The organism is Halomonas sp. (assembly GCF_014859505.1).
GTDB lineage: Bacteria > Pseudomonadota > Gammaproteobacteria > Pseudomonadales > Halomonadaceae > Halomonas.
The window spans coordinates 1-13,839 of the sequence record NZ_JACUUD010000024.1; the positions used below are offsets into that span (position 1 = coordinate 1).

At 69.5% G+C, this 13,839-nt stretch carries 15 protein-coding genes; 6 read left to right on the forward strand and 9 right to left on the reverse strand.

Going from position 1 to position 13,839, the window contains the following annotated elements; genetic code table 11:
- Positions 1–127: 127 nt before the first annotated feature.
- Positions 128–529 (reverse strand): hotdog domain-containing protein, encoded by a 402-nt coding sequence (locus IBX53_RS05490; protein ID WP_290906607.1) that lies wholly within the window; start codon positions 527–529, stop codon positions 128–130.
- A gap of 158 nt (positions 530–687) precedes the next feature.
- Here IBX53_RS05490 and IBX53_RS05495 point away from each other — a divergent pair, with 158 nt between their 5' ends.
- The 6 genes from IBX53_RS05495 to cysZ all read left to right on the forward strand — a co-directional run bounded on the left by IBX53_RS05495 (position 688) and on the right by cysZ (position 6,871).
- Positions 688–1,647, forward strand: a complete 960-nt coding sequence (locus IBX53_RS05495; RefSeq protein WP_290906609.1) for a phosphate ABC transporter substrate-binding protein — start codon at positions 688–690, stop codon at positions 1,645–1,647.
- Positions 1,648–1,722: 75 nt separating this feature from the next.
- The gene (locus tag IBX53_RS05500) at positions 1,723–2,907 is read left to right on the forward strand and encodes an ABC transporter permease subunit (protein ID WP_290906612.1); all 1,185 of its coding nucleotides are present in this window, start codon (positions 1,723–1,725) and stop codon (positions 2,905–2,907) included.
- Positions 2,904–4,436 (forward strand): phosphate ABC transporter permease PstA, encoded by a 1,533-nt coding sequence (gene pstA, locus IBX53_RS05505; protein ID WP_290906614.1) that lies wholly within the window; start codon positions 2,904–2,906, stop codon positions 4,434–4,436. Before IBX53_RS05500 ends, pstA begins: the two co-directional genes overlap by 4 nt.
- A 27-nt stretch (positions 4,437–4,463) precedes the next feature.
- Complete coding sequence (gene pstB / locus IBX53_RS05510; RefSeq protein WP_290906616.1) at positions 4,464–5,276, forward strand: phosphate ABC transporter ATP-binding protein PstB; 813 nt, start codon at positions 4,464–4,466, stop codon at positions 5,274–5,276.
- A 53-nt stretch (positions 5,277–5,329) separates the two neighbouring features.
- The gene (gene phoU / locus IBX53_RS05515) at positions 5,330–6,058 is read left to right on the forward strand and encodes a phosphate signaling complex protein PhoU (protein WP_290906618.1); all 729 of its coding nucleotides are present in this window, start codon (positions 5,330–5,332) and stop codon (positions 6,056–6,058) included.
- A gap of 81 nt (positions 6,059–6,139) precedes the next feature.
- The gene (cysZ, locus tag IBX53_RS05520) at positions 6,140–6,871 is read left to right on the forward strand and encodes a sulfate transporter CysZ (protein WP_290906619.1); all 732 of its coding nucleotides are present in this window, start codon (positions 6,140–6,142) and stop codon (positions 6,869–6,871) included.
- Here the strand turns inward: cysZ and phoR are convergent.
- From phoR to IBX53_RS05560, 8 genes are read right to left on the reverse strand one after another with little or no spacing between them, the layout of a single operon-like run.
- Positions 6,857–8,173: a phosphate regulon sensor histidine kinase PhoR gene (gene phoR / locus IBX53_RS05525; protein WP_290906621.1), complete on the reverse strand. Its 1,317-nt coding sequence runs from the start codon at positions 8,171–8,173 to the stop codon at positions 6,857–6,859. The genes cysZ and phoR overlap by 15 nt on opposite strands.
- A gap of 1 nt (position 8,174) precedes the next feature.
- Entirely contained in the window at positions 8,175–8,864 is a 690-nt protein-coding gene (gene phoB, locus IBX53_RS05530; RefSeq protein ID WP_290906623.1) for a phosphate regulon transcriptional regulator PhoB, read from the reverse strand.
- Positions 8,865–8,911: 47 nt separating this feature from the next.
- Positions 8,912–10,021, reverse strand: a complete 1,110-nt coding sequence (locus IBX53_RS05535) for a hypothetical protein (protein WP_290906625.1) — start codon at positions 10,019–10,021, stop codon at positions 8,912–8,914.
- 5 nt (positions 10,022–10,026) lie between these two features.
- Positions 10,027–10,758 (reverse strand): TonB family protein, encoded by a 732-nt coding sequence (locus IBX53_RS05540; protein ID WP_290906627.1) that lies wholly within the window; start codon positions 10,756–10,758, stop codon positions 10,027–10,029.
- A complete protein-coding gene (locus IBX53_RS05545; protein ID WP_290906630.1) occupies positions 10,755–11,165 on the reverse strand; it encodes a biopolymer transporter ExbD in 411 nt (136 codons plus the stop codon). The genes IBX53_RS05540 and IBX53_RS05545 overlap by 4 nt, the downstream gene beginning before the upstream one ends.
- The gene (locus IBX53_RS05550; RefSeq protein WP_290906632.1) at positions 11,149–11,694 is read right to left on the reverse strand and encodes a MotA/TolQ/ExbB proton channel family protein; all 546 of its coding nucleotides are present in this window, start codon (positions 11,692–11,694) and stop codon (positions 11,149–11,151) included. Before IBX53_RS05550 ends, IBX53_RS05545 begins: the two co-directional genes overlap by 17 nt.
- Positions 11,675–13,048: a MotA/TolQ/ExbB proton channel family protein gene (locus IBX53_RS05555; protein WP_290906634.1), complete on the reverse strand. Its 1,374-nt coding sequence runs from the start codon at positions 13,046–13,048 to the stop codon at positions 11,675–11,677. The genes IBX53_RS05550 and IBX53_RS05555 overlap by 20 nt, the downstream gene beginning before the upstream one ends.
- Positions 13,045–13,833 (reverse strand): DUF3450 domain-containing protein, encoded by a 789-nt coding sequence (locus IBX53_RS05560; protein WP_290906636.1) that lies wholly within the window; start codon positions 13,831–13,833, stop codon positions 13,045–13,047. Before IBX53_RS05560 ends, IBX53_RS05555 begins: the two co-directional genes overlap by 4 nt.
- Between the last annotated feature and the right edge of the window lie 6 nt (positions 13,834–13,839).

A 13,839-nucleotide genomic window follows, 5' to 3' on the forward strand; every position in this document is an offset into this window, starting at 1 on the left:
GCCGGCGAGTTCGAGTACCTCAAGGCCCGTGCGGCGCTGGGTGCCTGATACCGCTTCTGGCGGTAATGGCTGAAACGATACCGGGGGCGCCAACTGGCGCCCCCGGTGCATAGGGGGAGTGTCCTGGCTACTGATGCACGGCGCGGATGCGGCCCTTGTCGTCCAGGGCCACCATCACGAAGCTCGCCTCGGTCACCTTGTGCAGTTCCCGGGGATCGCGCTCCTGAGGCTGGCGGATCCACACCTCCACATCGATGTGCAGCGAACTATGGCCGACCTCGCGCAGGGTGGTATAGATGTTGACCATCGAGCCCACGCGCACCGGGCACAGGAAGTCCATGGCCTCGATGGCCACGGTGGCGGTGCGGCCATGGGCCTCGCGGCCGGCGGCCAACTCGGCGGCCTGATCCATATGGGCCACCAGCCAGCCGCCGGCGATATCGCCATGCAGGTTGGTATCCTGGCGGCTGGCCAGCAGTTTCAGGGTGAGATCGCCCCTGGGCGCGGGAATATCGTCGAGGTCCGTCATGAAGATGTCATCATCCTGGCTTGTTATTGTGGCCGTAAGCGACAAGAGGCATACGGATGTCTGAATCGGTGGCCATGGTATATGCACAGGCCTCTGCCCACCAGCGCGGTACCTCGTCCTGCACCCAGGGGGCGCGCACCCCTTGCAGGCCGGCGGGAATGCGGCTCCGACCGGTGAGGCGCTGGGCCGAGGGTTGGGGGTTGGCCCTGCTGCTGCTGGTTCTGCCGGGCCTGGGCCAGGCGGACGCCGACGAGGTGGCCGGGACCCTGGGGGCGGTAGGCTCCGACACCTTGGCGGGGCTGATGCTGCGCTGGGGAGAGGTGTTGACCGAGCAGTACCCCGCGGTACGCCTGCAATTGCAGGCCAGCGGCTCGGCCAGCGCGCCCACGGCGCTGATCGCCGGCACCACCCGCCTGGGGCCCATGTCGCGGCCCATGCACGAGGCCGAGCGGGCGGCCTTCATGGCGCGCCACGGCTATCCACCGCTGGAGCTCGAGGTGGCCCGGGACGCCCTGGCGGTGGTGGTGCATCGGCACAATCCGCTGGAGAGCCTGACCCTGGCGGAGCTGGATGCGCTCTTTTCGGACACCCTGCGCTGCGGCGCCGCGGCCTCCATCGAACGCTGGTCACAGCTCGGCGTCGACCTGCCCGGGGGGCGCATCTCACTGCATGGTCGCAACGTGGCCTCCGGCACCCATGATTTCTTCCGCCTGCGCGGGCTGTGCGGCGGTCGCTTCCGTCTCGATGTCAACGAGCATCCCGGCTCGGCCGCGGTGGTGGCGGCGGTGGCGGCGGAGCCCGCCGCCATCGGCTACGCCGGCCTCAACCACCTGACGCCGGCGGTGCGCGCGCTCGCCCGGCGCGATAGCGAGACCGGGGAGTTCCATGCCCCGAGCGCCGCCATGGTGACCAGCGGCGACTATCCGCTGTCGCGCAGCCTCTATCTCTACGTGAATCGGCGGCCTGGGGAGGCGCTACCGGGGCCGGAGCGCGCCTTCCTCGAGCTGGTGCTCTCCGAGGCGGGCCAGACGGTGGTGGAGGAGGTCGGCTTCGTGCCCCTGACCCCGGCAGAGCGTGAGTGCCAGTGGCATCGGCTCGAAGGCCATGGTGGTCGCTGAAGCTGTCACCCAACTGTCATCAGGATGTCGTAACGTGCTGTCATCCCCCTTGCCGATGATCGACCTGGAGTGGCCATGATCGACCCCTTGCCGCCCAGGGACCTGCCGCGCCACCAGTGGCGGCGCCTGCGTGACCGCCTGGCGACCCTGCTGATCACGGCCGGTGGCATCGGCGTGGTGGTGACGGTGATGGCCATCGGCGTCTTTCTGGCCCTGGAGGTGGCGCCGCTGTTTCTCGAGGCGGGCCGGAGCCTGGGCTGGCGGGAGCTGTGGCAGCCTCGCTGGCAGCCCGGCACCCTGCCCGGGGAGTCTCCCCTGTTTGGCCTGCAGCCGCTGGCCTGGGGCACCCTCAAGGCCGCCTTCTGGGCGCTGCTGTTCGCCGTGCCGCTGGCGCTGGGAGCGGCCGTCCACTCGGCCCTCTTCATGCCGCCGCGGCTGCGCAGCCGTCTCAAGCCCACCCTGGAGCTGATGGAGGCGATGCCCGGCGTGGTGGTGGGTTTCGTGGCCGGCCTGGTGCTGGCTCCCTGGCTGGATCGTCACCTGGCCGGTGCCCTGGCGCTGCTGATCTGTCTGCCGGTGGGCCTGTTGCTGGCCGGCCTGGCCTGGCGGCGGCTGCCGGCGGCCTGGCGGCATCGACTTCCTCATGGCTGGGCCGGGCTGTGGCTGATGCCCTGGCTGGCGCTGCTGGTGGTGTCCGCGCTGTGGCTCTCCCCCTGGCTGGAGGCGCTGCTGTTCGGCGGCGACCTGCGCGGCTGGCTGGAGGCACACGCCGGGCTCGGCTATGCCTCGCGCAATGCGCTGATCGTCGGCCTGGCGATGGGGTTCGCGGTCATTCCCGGGATCTATGCCCTGGCCGAGGATGCGCTCTCCGGCGTGCCGGCGAATCTCGGTGAGGGCGCCCAGGCGCTGGGCGCGACCCGCTGGCAGAGCCTGTGGAAGGTGGTGCTGCCGGCCGCGGCCCCCGGCGTGCTCAGCGCGGTGATGATCGGCGCCGGCCGTGCCGTGGGCGAGACCATGATCGTGCTGATGGCCAGTGGCAACACGGGCCTGATGACCCTGAGCCCCCTGGAGGGGATGCGCTCGATGGCCGCTTCCATCGCCATCGAGCTGCCCGAGGCGGTGCCGGGCGGTATCCACTACCGCCTGCTGTTCCTGGTGGCGCTGGTGCTGTTCGTCTTCACCTTCCTGGTCAACACCCTGGCGGAGCTGGTCCACGCGCGGCTGCGCAGTCGCTACCGGCGACTGGGTGGCAGGTCATGATCGGTCGCGCCCGGCTGCCCCGCGGCGAGGGGGTCTGGCCCTGGCTCGCCGCCGGCAGCTTGGCCCTCTCGCTGCTGATGCTCGCGGGGCTGCTGTTCCTGCTGGCGGTGCGGGGAATGGGGCATTTCTGGCCGTCGCCCCTCACCCTGGTGACCCTGGAAGACGGCCGCCTGCTGGCCGGCCAGGCGGTGCGCGAGGAGCGCCAGCCGAACGCCGCGGGTCGCGAACGGCTCTACCTGACCGGCAACCGCGACCTGGACGGCGCGATCTGGCGATGGGTGGCCGTGGACGAGATCGCGGAGGAGAGCCGTCCCCGCGACCTGGTGGTGCTGGAGCGCACCCGCTGGGGAAGTTTCCAGGGGCGTCTGCTGGCGCTGGAGGAGCGCGGTGAGCGTGTCGAGGGCGAGGCCGCCTGGGCGGCACTGCAGGCGCGCCTGCAGGAACTCGCGGCCCTGAGGGCGGAGCGTGACCGCCTGCGCGACGAGATCGTGGTGCCGCTGGTGAGGCGGATGGAACGTGAACCCCTGGCCGAGGCTGAGCTGGCGCGCGCCAGTGCAAGGATCCGTGAGCTCCAGGCGCGCATCGCCGGCGGCCGTCTGCTGCTGGAGAGCGTCGATGGCCGTCGCCTAGAGCAGCCGCTGGAGCAGGTGCTGCGCGCCTGGCGGCCCAACGCCATGTCGCCCCCGGCGAAGGTCGCCGCCTGGGGAGGCGGCGTATGGCGCTTCCTCGCCGAGGGGCCCCGTGCCGCCAACAGTGCCGGCGGGGTGTGGCCGGCGATCTTCGGCACCGTGTTGATGGTGCTGCTGATGTCGGTGGTGGTAACCCCCTTCGGCGTGCTGGCGGCCATCTACCTCAACGAGATCGCCCACCAGGGGCGCTTGACTCATCTGGTGCGCATCGCGGTGCGCAACCTGGCCGGGGTACCCTCCATCGTCTATGGCGTGTTCGGGCTGGGGGTGTTTGTCTACGGCATCGGCGGCAGCCTGGACGAATGGTTCTTCGCCGACCAGTTGCCCTCGCCCACCTTCGGCACCGGGGGGCTGCTGTGGGCCTCGCTGACCCTGGCGCTGCTGACCCTGCCGGTGGTGATCGTGGCCACCGAGGAGGGGTTGGCCCGGGTACCCGACCACCAGCGCGAGGGTGCCCTGGCGCTGGGCGCTACCCGAGTGGAGATGCTGACCCGGGTGGTGCTGCCGATGACCGCGCCGGCGATGCTCACCGGGGTCATCCTGGCGGTGGCCCGGGCCGCCGGCGAGGTGGCGCCACTGATGCTGGTGGGGGTCGCCAAGCTGGCGCCCCAGGTGCCGGTGGACGGTGACTTCCCCTTCCTGCATCTTGAGCGAAAGTTCATGCACCTGGGCTACCACATCTACGACGTGGCCTTCCACGGTTCCGATGTCCAGGCGGCGCTGCCACTGGTCTATGCCACTGCGCTGCTGCTGGTGCTGGTGATCCTGGTGCTTAACCTGACTGCAATATTTCTGCGCCATCATCTCAGGGCGCGTCATGGAGCGCTGCCGCGCCGCTAGCGGCACCGCCCGAGGAGTGTGAACCCGATGTCCGTCTTCTCGCCGCGGTCGGCCGACGGCGGCCCGATCATCGACTTCGACCCGGTCAGCTGCTGCCTGGAGATCGAGGGGCTGAGCCTGGCCTACGGCGAGACGCCGGCGCTGCGTGAGCTGACGCTGCGCGTGCCGCGTCATCGGGTCACCGCCTTCATCGGGCCCTCGGGCTGCGGCAAGTCGACGCTGCTGCGCGCCCTGAACCGGCTCCACGACCTCAACGATGAGGTGCACCTGAGCGGAAGGATTCGCCTCGAAGGGCAGGATATCCACGCTCCGGAGATGGAGGTGGCGGAACTTCGCCGGCGGGTGGGGATGGTGTTCCAGGCGCCCAACCCCTTCCCGATGTCGATCTACGACAATGTGGCCTTCGGGCTGCGTCTGCAGGGCGGGATTCGCAAGCGGCAGCTGGACGATGTCGTCGAGTGGGCGCTGCGATCGTCGGCCCTGTGGGACGAGGTCAAGGATCGCCTCAAGAGTTCGGCCTGGGCGCTCTCCGGTGGCCAGCAGCAGCGCCTGGTGATCGCCCGTACCCTGGCGGTGCGCCCCGAGGTGCTGCTGCTCGATGAGCCGGCCTCGGCGCTGGACCCGATCTCGACGCTGAAGATCGAGGAGCTGATCCGCAACCTGAAGTCGCAGCTGACCCTGGTGCTGGTCACTCACAACATGCAGCAGGCGGCGCGTGTCTCCGACTACACCGCCTTCCTGCAGGAGGGCGAGCTGGTGGAGTACGGCACCACCGACACCCTGTTCACCAACCCGCGCCTCGCGCGTACCGAGAACTACATCACCGGGCGCATGGCCTGACGGCTGGCTCTCCAGCCCCGAGCCCCCAGGCCCATTCCCAGGAGAGGAGTACCATGGACATCACCAGCGATATCCACAGCCGGCATATCTCGCGGCAGTTCAACCAGGAGCTCGAGGAGCTCAAGACCCACCTGATGGCCATGGGCGGCCTGGTGGAGAAGCAGATCCAGGAAGCGGTGGCCGCGCTGCTCGAGGGGGACTCCGAGCTGGCCCGCCGGGTGGTGGAAAATGATCGTGCGGTCAATGACATGCAGATCAAGATCGACGAGGAGTGCACCCAGGTGCTGGCGCGCCGCCAGCCGGCGGCCTCCGATCTTCGCCTGGTGCTGGCGGTGATCCGTGCCGCCTCAGACCTGGAGCGCATCGGCGATGAGGCAAGCAAGATCGCCCGCAACGCCGGCGACCTGATCGAGGGCGACAACGGCAACCGCGGTTTCGTCGAGGTGCGCATGCTCAGCGAGCACGTGCGTCGCATGGTGCGCGATGCGCTGACCTCCTTTGCCCGCTTCGACACCGAGCTGGCGCTGCAGCTGGTCCACGAGGACGAGGTGGTGGACGAGGAGTACCGCAGCGCCATGCGCTCGCTGATGACCTTCATGATGGAGGACGCCCGCTCGATCTCGCCGATCCTCAGTCTGATGTGGATCCTGCGGGCCCTGGAGCGCATCGGCGATCACGCCAACAACCTTGCCGAGTACGTGGTCTACCTGGTCAAGGGCCTCGACATTCGCCACACCGACCCGGAGGATCTGGACAAGCAGGCGATCACCCGCAAGGATTGACCGGACGCCGGGATTGGCCGTCAATGACACTGGCCACCGCCTCAGGCGGTGGCCAGTGTCGTTTCGTCTGAAGGAATCAGCATGCTCGATGCGATCACCGCCCTGATCCGGGGCACCCGCCTGGCCTACTCCCCTGGCCTGCGCCGCTATGTCTTCGCGCCCATCGTCGTCAACCTGCTGGTCTACGGCGCCATGCTGCGGGTGGTGCTGGCCAACTTCGGCGGCTGGCTGGAGGGCTGGATGGCGCTGGTGCCGGCCTGGCTTGGCTGGCTCGAGTGGTTGATCTGGCCGCTGTTCGTGATCAGCCTGGTGGTCATCGTCTTCTTCACCTTCACCCTGGTGACCCACCTGATCGCCGCCCCCTTCTACGGCTTCCTGGCGGCTAAGGTGGAGGTGGTGGCCACCGGACGGCCTCCCCTGGATGATCGCGGTTTCATGAAGACGGCGGTGGATGCCCTGGGGCGCGAGCTGGTCAAGCTGGCCTATATCGCGCCGCGTGCCCTGCTGCTCTTCGTGGTGAGCTGGATTCCCGGCCTCAATCTCGCCGCCCCGCTGCTATGGGCACTGTTCTCCGCCTGGGTGATGGCCATCGCCTATCTGGACTATCCCATGGACAACAACAAGGTGAGCTTCGCCGACATGCGAAGGCGGCTGCGTGCCCGCTGGTGGCAGAGCCTCACCTTCGGCGGCTGCGTGACCCTGGTGACCTGGATCCCGCTGGCCAACCTCTTCCTGCTGCCGGGGGCCGTTTCCGCGGCGGTGCTGATGTGGAACCAGCACTACCGGTCGCTGGTGGTCTCAGCGGCTCGCTGAGGCCTTCTCGGTAGTCTCTGCCCTGAGCCGCTCGGCGGGAAACAGGCAGCGGAAGCGGGCGCCCTGGCCCGGGCGGGAGTCGATCTCCAGGCGGGCATCGTGGCGCAGCAACACGTGCTTGACGATGGCAAGACCGAGCCCGGTGCCGCCGGTAGCGGCACTGCGCCCCTTGTCGACCCGATAGAAGCGCTCGGTGAGCCGCGGCAGGTGCACCGGGTCGATGCCCATGCCGTTATCCTCCACCTCCAGGCTGGCGCCGTCTCCCCTGGGTAGCCAGCGCAGCACGATGCGGCTGCCCTCGGGGGTGTAGCGCACGGCGTTGAAGGCCAGGTTGGAGAGGGCGCTGCGGATCTCCTGTTCGCTGCCGAGCAGCGCCCTGGGCTCCAGCAGCTCCACCTCGATGGTGTGGCGGCCGGCGGAGAGTGCCGTGGCGTCGCGCTGCACGCTTGCCAGCAGGGCGCCCATGGCCAGGGGGGTGTGGTCCTGGCCGCCGCGGTCAATCTCCAGTCGCGACAGCAGCAGCAGGTCGCTCACCAGGTTCTGCATGCGGCTGGACTGCTCCTGCATCCGGGGCAGACCCCGGGCGAAGCGTGGCGGCAACTGGTCGGCGTAGGTGGCGTAGGTCTCCAGGTAGCCGGCCAGCACGGTGAGGGGGGTACGCAGCTCGTGGGAGACGTTGGCCACGAAGTCGCGGCGCATCTCCTCCAGGCGGTGCAGGCGGGTGATGTCGCGGGCCATCAGCAGCCGCTCGTCGTCGCCATAGAGGGTGATCTGGAACTGCAGCACCATCTGCTCGTCGATGGGCGAGGGCAGCGTCAGCGGCTCGCGGTAGTCTCGAGCGTGGAGGTAATCGATGAAGCGCGGGTCGCGCACCAGGTTGGTGATGTGGTGGCCGCGATCATGGGTGGTGCGCAGTCCCAGCATGCGTTCGGCGGCGCTGTTCCACCACTCCATGTCGCCGTGGCGGTCGAGCATCACCACGCTGTCGCGCATTGCCTCGGAGGACTCTTGGATGCGCTTGATGATGCCCAGCAGCCGCTCCTGGGTGTGGCGCTGCCCCTTCTGGTAGCGATAGAGGCGATCGAACAGCTCGCCCCATACCCCCGTGGTGGCCGGGGGCTCGGCCTGAGGGGTGAGAGTCAGCCAGCGGTGGAGGCGGTAGAGCTGGCGCAGATGAAAGGCCAGACAGGCAGCCAGGCCGACGGCCAGACCCTCCCAGGCATGGGAGACCAGCCAGCCCACCAGCAGGCCGCTGCCTGCCAGGAGGACGAGACGCCACAGTTCCCGCTTCCAGAGGCCCACGTCAGCCCTTGGCGGAGAACCGGTAGCCGGTGCCACGCACCGTCTGTACCAGGTGCTGGTGACGGTCACCCAGCGCCTTGCGCAGGCGACGGATATGGACGTCCACGGTGCGCTCCTCGACGTAGACATTGCCACCCCACACCTGATCCAGAAGCTGGCTGCGGGTGTAGGCACGTTCCTGATGAGTCATGAAGAACTGCAGCAGGCGATACTCGGTGGGGCCCATATCCACGGCCTTGCCGCTGGCGCTGACCCGATGGCTTACCGGGTCAAGCAGCAGGCCGTCCACCTCCACGGCCTCCTCGACGCCCTGGGGCGTGGCGCGTCGCAGCACCGCCTTGAGGCGGGCGACCAGCTCGCGGGGCGAGAAGGGCTTGGTGATGTAGTCGTCGGCACCGGCCTCGAGTCCCTGGATCTTGTTGTCCTCCTCGCCCTTGGCGGTGAGCATGATGATCGGCAGTTCAGCGGTGGTGGATTCGCGCTTGAGGCGGCGGGCCAGTTCGATGCCGCTGGTGCCCGGCATCATCCAGTCGAGCAGCACCAGGTCGGGCTGGTGGTCGACGATCATGGCGTGGGCGTCCTGGGCGCTGTCTGCCTCGAGCACGCGGTAGTCGGCCATCTCCAGTGCCACCGCGATCATCTCGCGGATCGGGGCCTCATCATCGACGATCAGAACGGTCTTGGCGGTCATCCGGAAGCCTCGAGGAGTGTCAGGTCGATGATGATCTCATCACGTGACTATGACATTAGCATGACATTCCGACTGGACCCTGTCAGGGCTTCCAACCAGCGCTCGGCCTCCTCCTGGCCCCGCTCCCTGGCCGCCCGCAGGGCCCGCTCGGCCAGGGGCGCCTGCCCCCAGGCGTGGGCCAGCTGACCCAGATGTAACCAATCCTCGCCATTGTCGGTCCGTTGGGCCAGGGCTTCCCAGGCGGCCAGGGCCCGCTTGCGGTCCCGGGCCGCTTCCCAGGCCTGGGCGAGCAGCCGAAGGTTCTCCTCGCTCTCCTCCAGCTGCCCCCTGGCGAGTCCCGCCTCCAGGTGCTCGGCGGCCCGCGCCGGTGTTCCGCCGGCCAGGTGCAGCGCGACCAGCCGATGCAGGTCCGCCTCCCCGGACAGCACGCCACGACGCCAGCCGGTCTCCCAGATCGCTACGGCGTGCCCTGGCTGGCCCTGCCGCTGGGCCAGGGCGGCGGCTTCGCGCCAGGCCTCGGGATCCCGCGAGCCCTCGAGCCCGGCTATGCTCAGTGCCAGTGCCTTCTCCTCGCGGCCGGCGCGACGGTAGACGGCGTTGGCCAGGGCGCGCTGACTCGCCTCGGGGTCGGGGGTCACCGCCAGGGCACGGTCAATAGCATCGGCGGCCATCTCCCAACGTTCCATATTGGCCAGGGACCGGGCCAGGCGCCAGTGACCTTCGACGTCACCGGGATGACGGGCCAGCCAATCGGCCAGCAGGTCGGCACCGCGTTCGTGTTGGCCGGCGGCCAGGCGCAGTCGCGCCTCCTCGTGCTGCCAGCGGTCGCGCTGGGCGGCCTCCACACCCGGCGTCTCGCGGGCCTCTCGCAGCCGTTCGGCCGCCGCGGCAGGACGCCCCGCCCTGGCCTCGGCGCCGGCCGCCAGCTGCAGGTAGAGGGCCCGCGCCCAGAGGTCGGCGGCGTTGCCGCCGGCCAGGCGCTCGGCCTGGAAGACGGCGCGGGCTCCCACCGCCTCGATGTCACCCTGCTCCAGGCGCTGCTGCAGGGCCTGGAGATCGGCGATAAAGTCACCAGGCAGTGCGGGTGCAGCGACCGCCGACGTGATGATCAGCAGCCAACCGGTGACACCTAGGGTGGCGAGTCGCTTGGCTAACATGGCGCTTACCTCAGTTGAAACTCCAGGCGCTGGTAGGCACGGCGCAGACCCTCGGCGGGTTCGAAGCGCCAGCGTGCTACCGCCCGCCGGGCCGCGTCCTCGAAGACGTTGCGTGGCCGTGCGTCGGTGACGCGAATCGTCGAGGCGTCGACCCGTCCGTCGGGGAGGATCATGAATTCGAGCTCCACATGGCCCTCCAGGCCACGCCGCCGGGCGTGCGGAGGGTACTCGGGCGGTATCAGGCGGGTGGGCGCGATCGCCCCCACCTCCACCGGCTCGCGGTGGGTCGGCTCGGCGCTGGCCGCCGCGGGGCTAGGGGATGCCTGCTCGGCGGGCCGCGGGGTGGGTGCCGGCGCCGGTGCAGGAGCCGGCTGCTGCGTGGGCTCGGGGATCGCTTCTGCCAGTTCCGGCAGCGTGGTGTCCAGCTCCAGTGGCTCGATGGGCTCCGGCGGTAGCTCGGGGTCGGGCAGGGCAATGGGGCTCTCGATGGGCGGTGCTGGCTCGGGCATGGGGGGCGGTGCGGCCGGTGGGCGCGGCGCGGCGGGCACGGCTTCGGGGGGCGACTCGGGTGGTTCCGGTTCCTGCTCCGCCTCGGGCGCCCTGAGGCTGTTGAGCATGATGGGCTCATCGGGCAATGCGAACTCTTCTTCGGGCGGCGTGACCAGCCATGCCAGCAACCCGAAGAGCACCAGCGCCAGGAGCGTTCCGGCCAGGGCCGAGAGCGGCCCCCGGATCATGGCGTGCTCCGGGTCGCGGCCACGGCGATCTGCTCGACACCGGCCTCGCGGAGGCGATCCATCACCTCGATCAGCAGGCCGGTGGTGGCCTGCCGGTCGGCCTGGATCACCACCCTCCCATCGCCGCTGAGCCGCGCGGCCACCTCATCGCCCACCCGGTGGGCGTCTACCGGGTGGCCATCCACCCAGACGGCCCCCTCTGAGGTGATCGCCACCATCAGTTGGACGTCGGACTGGGGAGTGGCGGCGCTGGACTCGGGCCGTTGGATCTCCACCCCGCTCTCCTTGATGAAACTGGTGGTGACGATGAAGAAGATCAGCATGATGAAGACCACGTCCAGCATCGGGGTCAGGTTGACCTCGCCGGTGTCGTCAGCGAGGCCGCCGAGACTACGGCGTCTGCGCATGAGTGTCCTCCACGGCTTCGGCCATGCGATCATGCAACCACTGGTCCTCGCGCCGGATGACCTGTTCGAGTCGGCTGGTGAAGAGCAGGCCGACTACCGCCACCGCCATCCCGGCCAGGGTGGGCAGGGTCGCCCGGGCCACGCCATCGGCCATGGCCTGCGCCTGACCTGTCTCGCTCAGCGTCAGGCTGTCGAACACCATGATCATCCCGGTGACGGTGCCGAGCAGCCCCAGCAATGGGCAGAGCACCACCAGCAGCTTGAGCCAGGGCAACGGCCGGCGCAGCCGGGTAATCAGCGCCTGGGTCCAGACCTCGCGCAGGGTTCGGGCACTCCAGCTCAAATGGTCGGAACGCGCCGCCCAGCGCTCGAACAACCGCTGGCGAGCGCGCTGATAGGTAATGTGGAAGAACAGCCCCCGCTCCAGCGCCAGGCTGAACAGCAGGGCTGCCACCAGGGCGATCACCACCAGGATGGCGCCACCGGCTTCGACCAGATGGTTCAGGGGCTCAAGCCAGAGCGCTAGCATGACCGACACTCCCCCGGTGTGTGTCGTGGGACCCACGCCCCTCGAGCCGCTCGGCCAGGGCCTTGCTGGCCTGGCCCTCCACGACGCAGGCCAGTTGGCGGCTGCGAGTGGCCAGGGCCGTATGAGCGAACAGCAGCGGCACCGCCGTGATCAGCCCCAGCACGGTGGTCACCAGGGCCTGGCTGATACCCCCGGCCATCAGTTGCGGGTCGCCGGTGCCGTACACGGTGATCGCCTGAAAGGTGACGATCATGCCGAGGACGGTGCCGAGCAGCCCCAGCAGCGGGGCCACCGCCGCCAGCAGCTTGACCAGCGACTGGCCGCGCTCGAGCTGCGGCAGCTCGGCCAGAACCGCCTCGTCGAGACGCGCCTCCAGCACCTCCGGCACCGGGTCGTCGGCCAGCGTCCTGAACCGCATAAGCACCCGCCCCAGGGGGTTGTCCACGCGCAGATGCATCAGGTCTCGGCGCTGACGGCGCATCGCCCAGCTGACCCGCAGCAGGTAACCGTACTGGACGAGGGCCACCAGCAGGCCGAGGCCCCCCAGGCCCACTACCACATAGCCTACGGCGCCGCCCTGGTGAAAACGTTCGATCAGGTCGGGGCGCTGGGCCAGCGCCGCGATCACTTGCCCACGGGTGGGGTCCAACATCAGCGTCTCGCCCTCGCCGGCCTGAAAAGCCGCCAGGCGGCGAGCCACTTCGGGTGGCGTCTGCTCCAAGGTGGCTAGCGTGCCTTCCCCGGCGCCATGCCGGAGCAGGGCGCCGTCGCTGAAGGCCATCAGATCGCCCAGGCGCACTACCTCCCGGGAGGCGATCTCGCCGCTGGCATCTGCCACCTGGGCGGTGAGGCGCACGGCGCGACCGGTCTCGGCAGTGAGCGCCATCAACGCATCCCCCAGAGTCTCCAGATGGCTGCGGGTCAGCACCACCGCATCGTCCAGACGCGGCGGCAGCGCCGGGCCACCCACCGTCAGCCAGCTGTCGGTCAGGACATCACGCAGCTCGCCGCTGTGACGGGCCAGCACCCCGAGCAGCGCGCCGAGGTCGTCGCCCTGCTCGGCCTGGCGGGCATTCAGCGCGGCGCGGCGCTCGGCCTGTTCGGCCTCGCGGGCCTGGAGCGTTGCATGGCGTGCTTCTGCTTCGGCGTGGGCTTCCCGGGCCTCGTCCAGGGCGGCCTGGAGGGCCTTGCCATCCTCGAGCAGCGCCCCGAGGCGGGTCATATCGCGCGCCTCCGCAGCCTGGCGCTCGGCGCGCAACGTCTCGAGCGCTTCGGTCTGTCCCAGGGCCTTGCCGGCCAGCATCAACCACAGGACTCCGAGCAAGGCAGCACCCCACCCTGTCTTGAGGCTCATGGACGCTCCTCCCTGTTGGATCCCACGGGGTAGGCCAGGGAGACGGAAACCGGCAGGCGCAGCAGCTCCGGAGTTCGCTGGTCGCGGGCGATACGCAGGCCATGGCGTACCTCGCGACGTGTCGGCTCATCGAGAGCCACCCAGCGCTCCTCTTCGGCGCGCCAGACTTTCCCCTCACGGCCGTCTGGCGTCAGGTAATACAGTCCCACCCGACCGAGGCGCAGGAACTCCACCTCGCGGCGCCCCTCGCCGTCCTCGAGATAGCCTCGCCAGGCGTCAAGCTCGCGGCCGTAGTCGAGTTCGATTCGCCAGGCGGCAAGAATACGCTCCAGGCGCTCCTCCACCGAGGCGTCGGGATCGCCCCGCCCCGCCTGCAGACTGGCCGCCCGAGCCTGGCGCTCCTCGCCGAGGAATGGCAGGTCCCGCTCGATCCAGCGCGCCAGACGCTCGACCAGGCTTCGCTCGAGTTCCGGCAGTCCCTCGCGGGTCTCGGCCAGGCGGGCAAACGCGGCCTCCCGCTGGTCCAGGGTCTCGGCCTGGCGTTCGAGAAATGGGGCCAGTGCGGCATTGTGTGCGTTCAACTGACGTGTCTCCCGCTCCAGCCGCCGTAGTGTCTCGAGCCGCTCCCGCACCTCGCCATCGGTGGCCTCGATGCGAGCTTGCAACTCGGCCTGGACGCGCTGTGCGTCGCCGGCTTCCTGCAGCAGCTCATTGGCCCCGGCTGACGCTGCTACCAGCAGCCAGAGGGCCGCGCCACGCAAGAGCGGATGCCGACGGATCTCCACATCTCT

Coding starts and splice junctions, on each gene's coding strand:
- cysZ (WP_290906619.1), top strand. CDS start 6,140: ATGCTCGATGCGATCACCGCCCTGATCCGGGGCACCCGCCTGGCCTAC.
- IBX53_RS05490 (WP_290906607.1), bottom strand. CDS start 529: ATGACGGACCTCGACGATATTCCCGCGCCCAGGGGCGATCTCACCCTG.
- pstA (WP_290906614.1), top strand. CDS start 2,904: ATGATCGGTCGCGCCCGGCTGCCCCGCGGCGAGGGGGTCTGGCCCTGG.
- IBX53_RS05550 (WP_290906632.1), bottom strand. CDS start 11,694: ATGCTAGCGCTCTGGCTTGAGCCCCTGAACCATCTGGTCGAAGCCGGT.
- IBX53_RS05500 (WP_290906612.1), top strand. CDS start 1,723: ATGATCGACCCCTTGCCGCCCAGGGACCTGCCGCGCCACCAGTGGCGG.
- phoU (WP_290906618.1), top strand. CDS start 5,330: ATGGACATCACCAGCGATATCCACAGCCGGCATATCTCGCGGCAGTTC.
- IBX53_RS05535 (WP_290906625.1), bottom strand. CDS start 10,021: ATGTTAGCCAAGCGACTCGCCACCCTAGGTGTCACCGGTTGGCTGCTG.
- IBX53_RS05545 (WP_290906630.1), bottom strand. CDS start 11,165: ATGCGCAGACGCCGTAGTCTCGGCGGCCTCGCTGACGACACCGGCGAG.
- IBX53_RS05555 (WP_290906634.1), bottom strand. CDS start 13,048: ATGAGCCTCAAGACAGGGTGGGGTGCTGCCTTGCTCGGAGTCCTGTGG.
- phoB (WP_290906623.1), bottom strand. CDS start 8,864: ATGACCGCCAAGACCGTTCTGATCGTCGATGATGAGGCCCCGATCCGC.
- IBX53_RS05495 (WP_290906609.1), top strand. CDS start 688: ATGCGGCTCCGACCGGTGAGGCGCTGGGCCGAGGGTTGGGGGTTGGCC.
- pstB (WP_290906616.1), top strand. CDS start 4,464: ATGTCCGTCTTCTCGCCGCGGTCGGCCGACGGCGGCCCGATCATCGAC.
- IBX53_RS05540 (WP_290906627.1), bottom strand. CDS start 10,758: ATGATCCGGGGGCCGCTCTCGGCCCTGGCCGGAACGCTCCTGGCGCTG.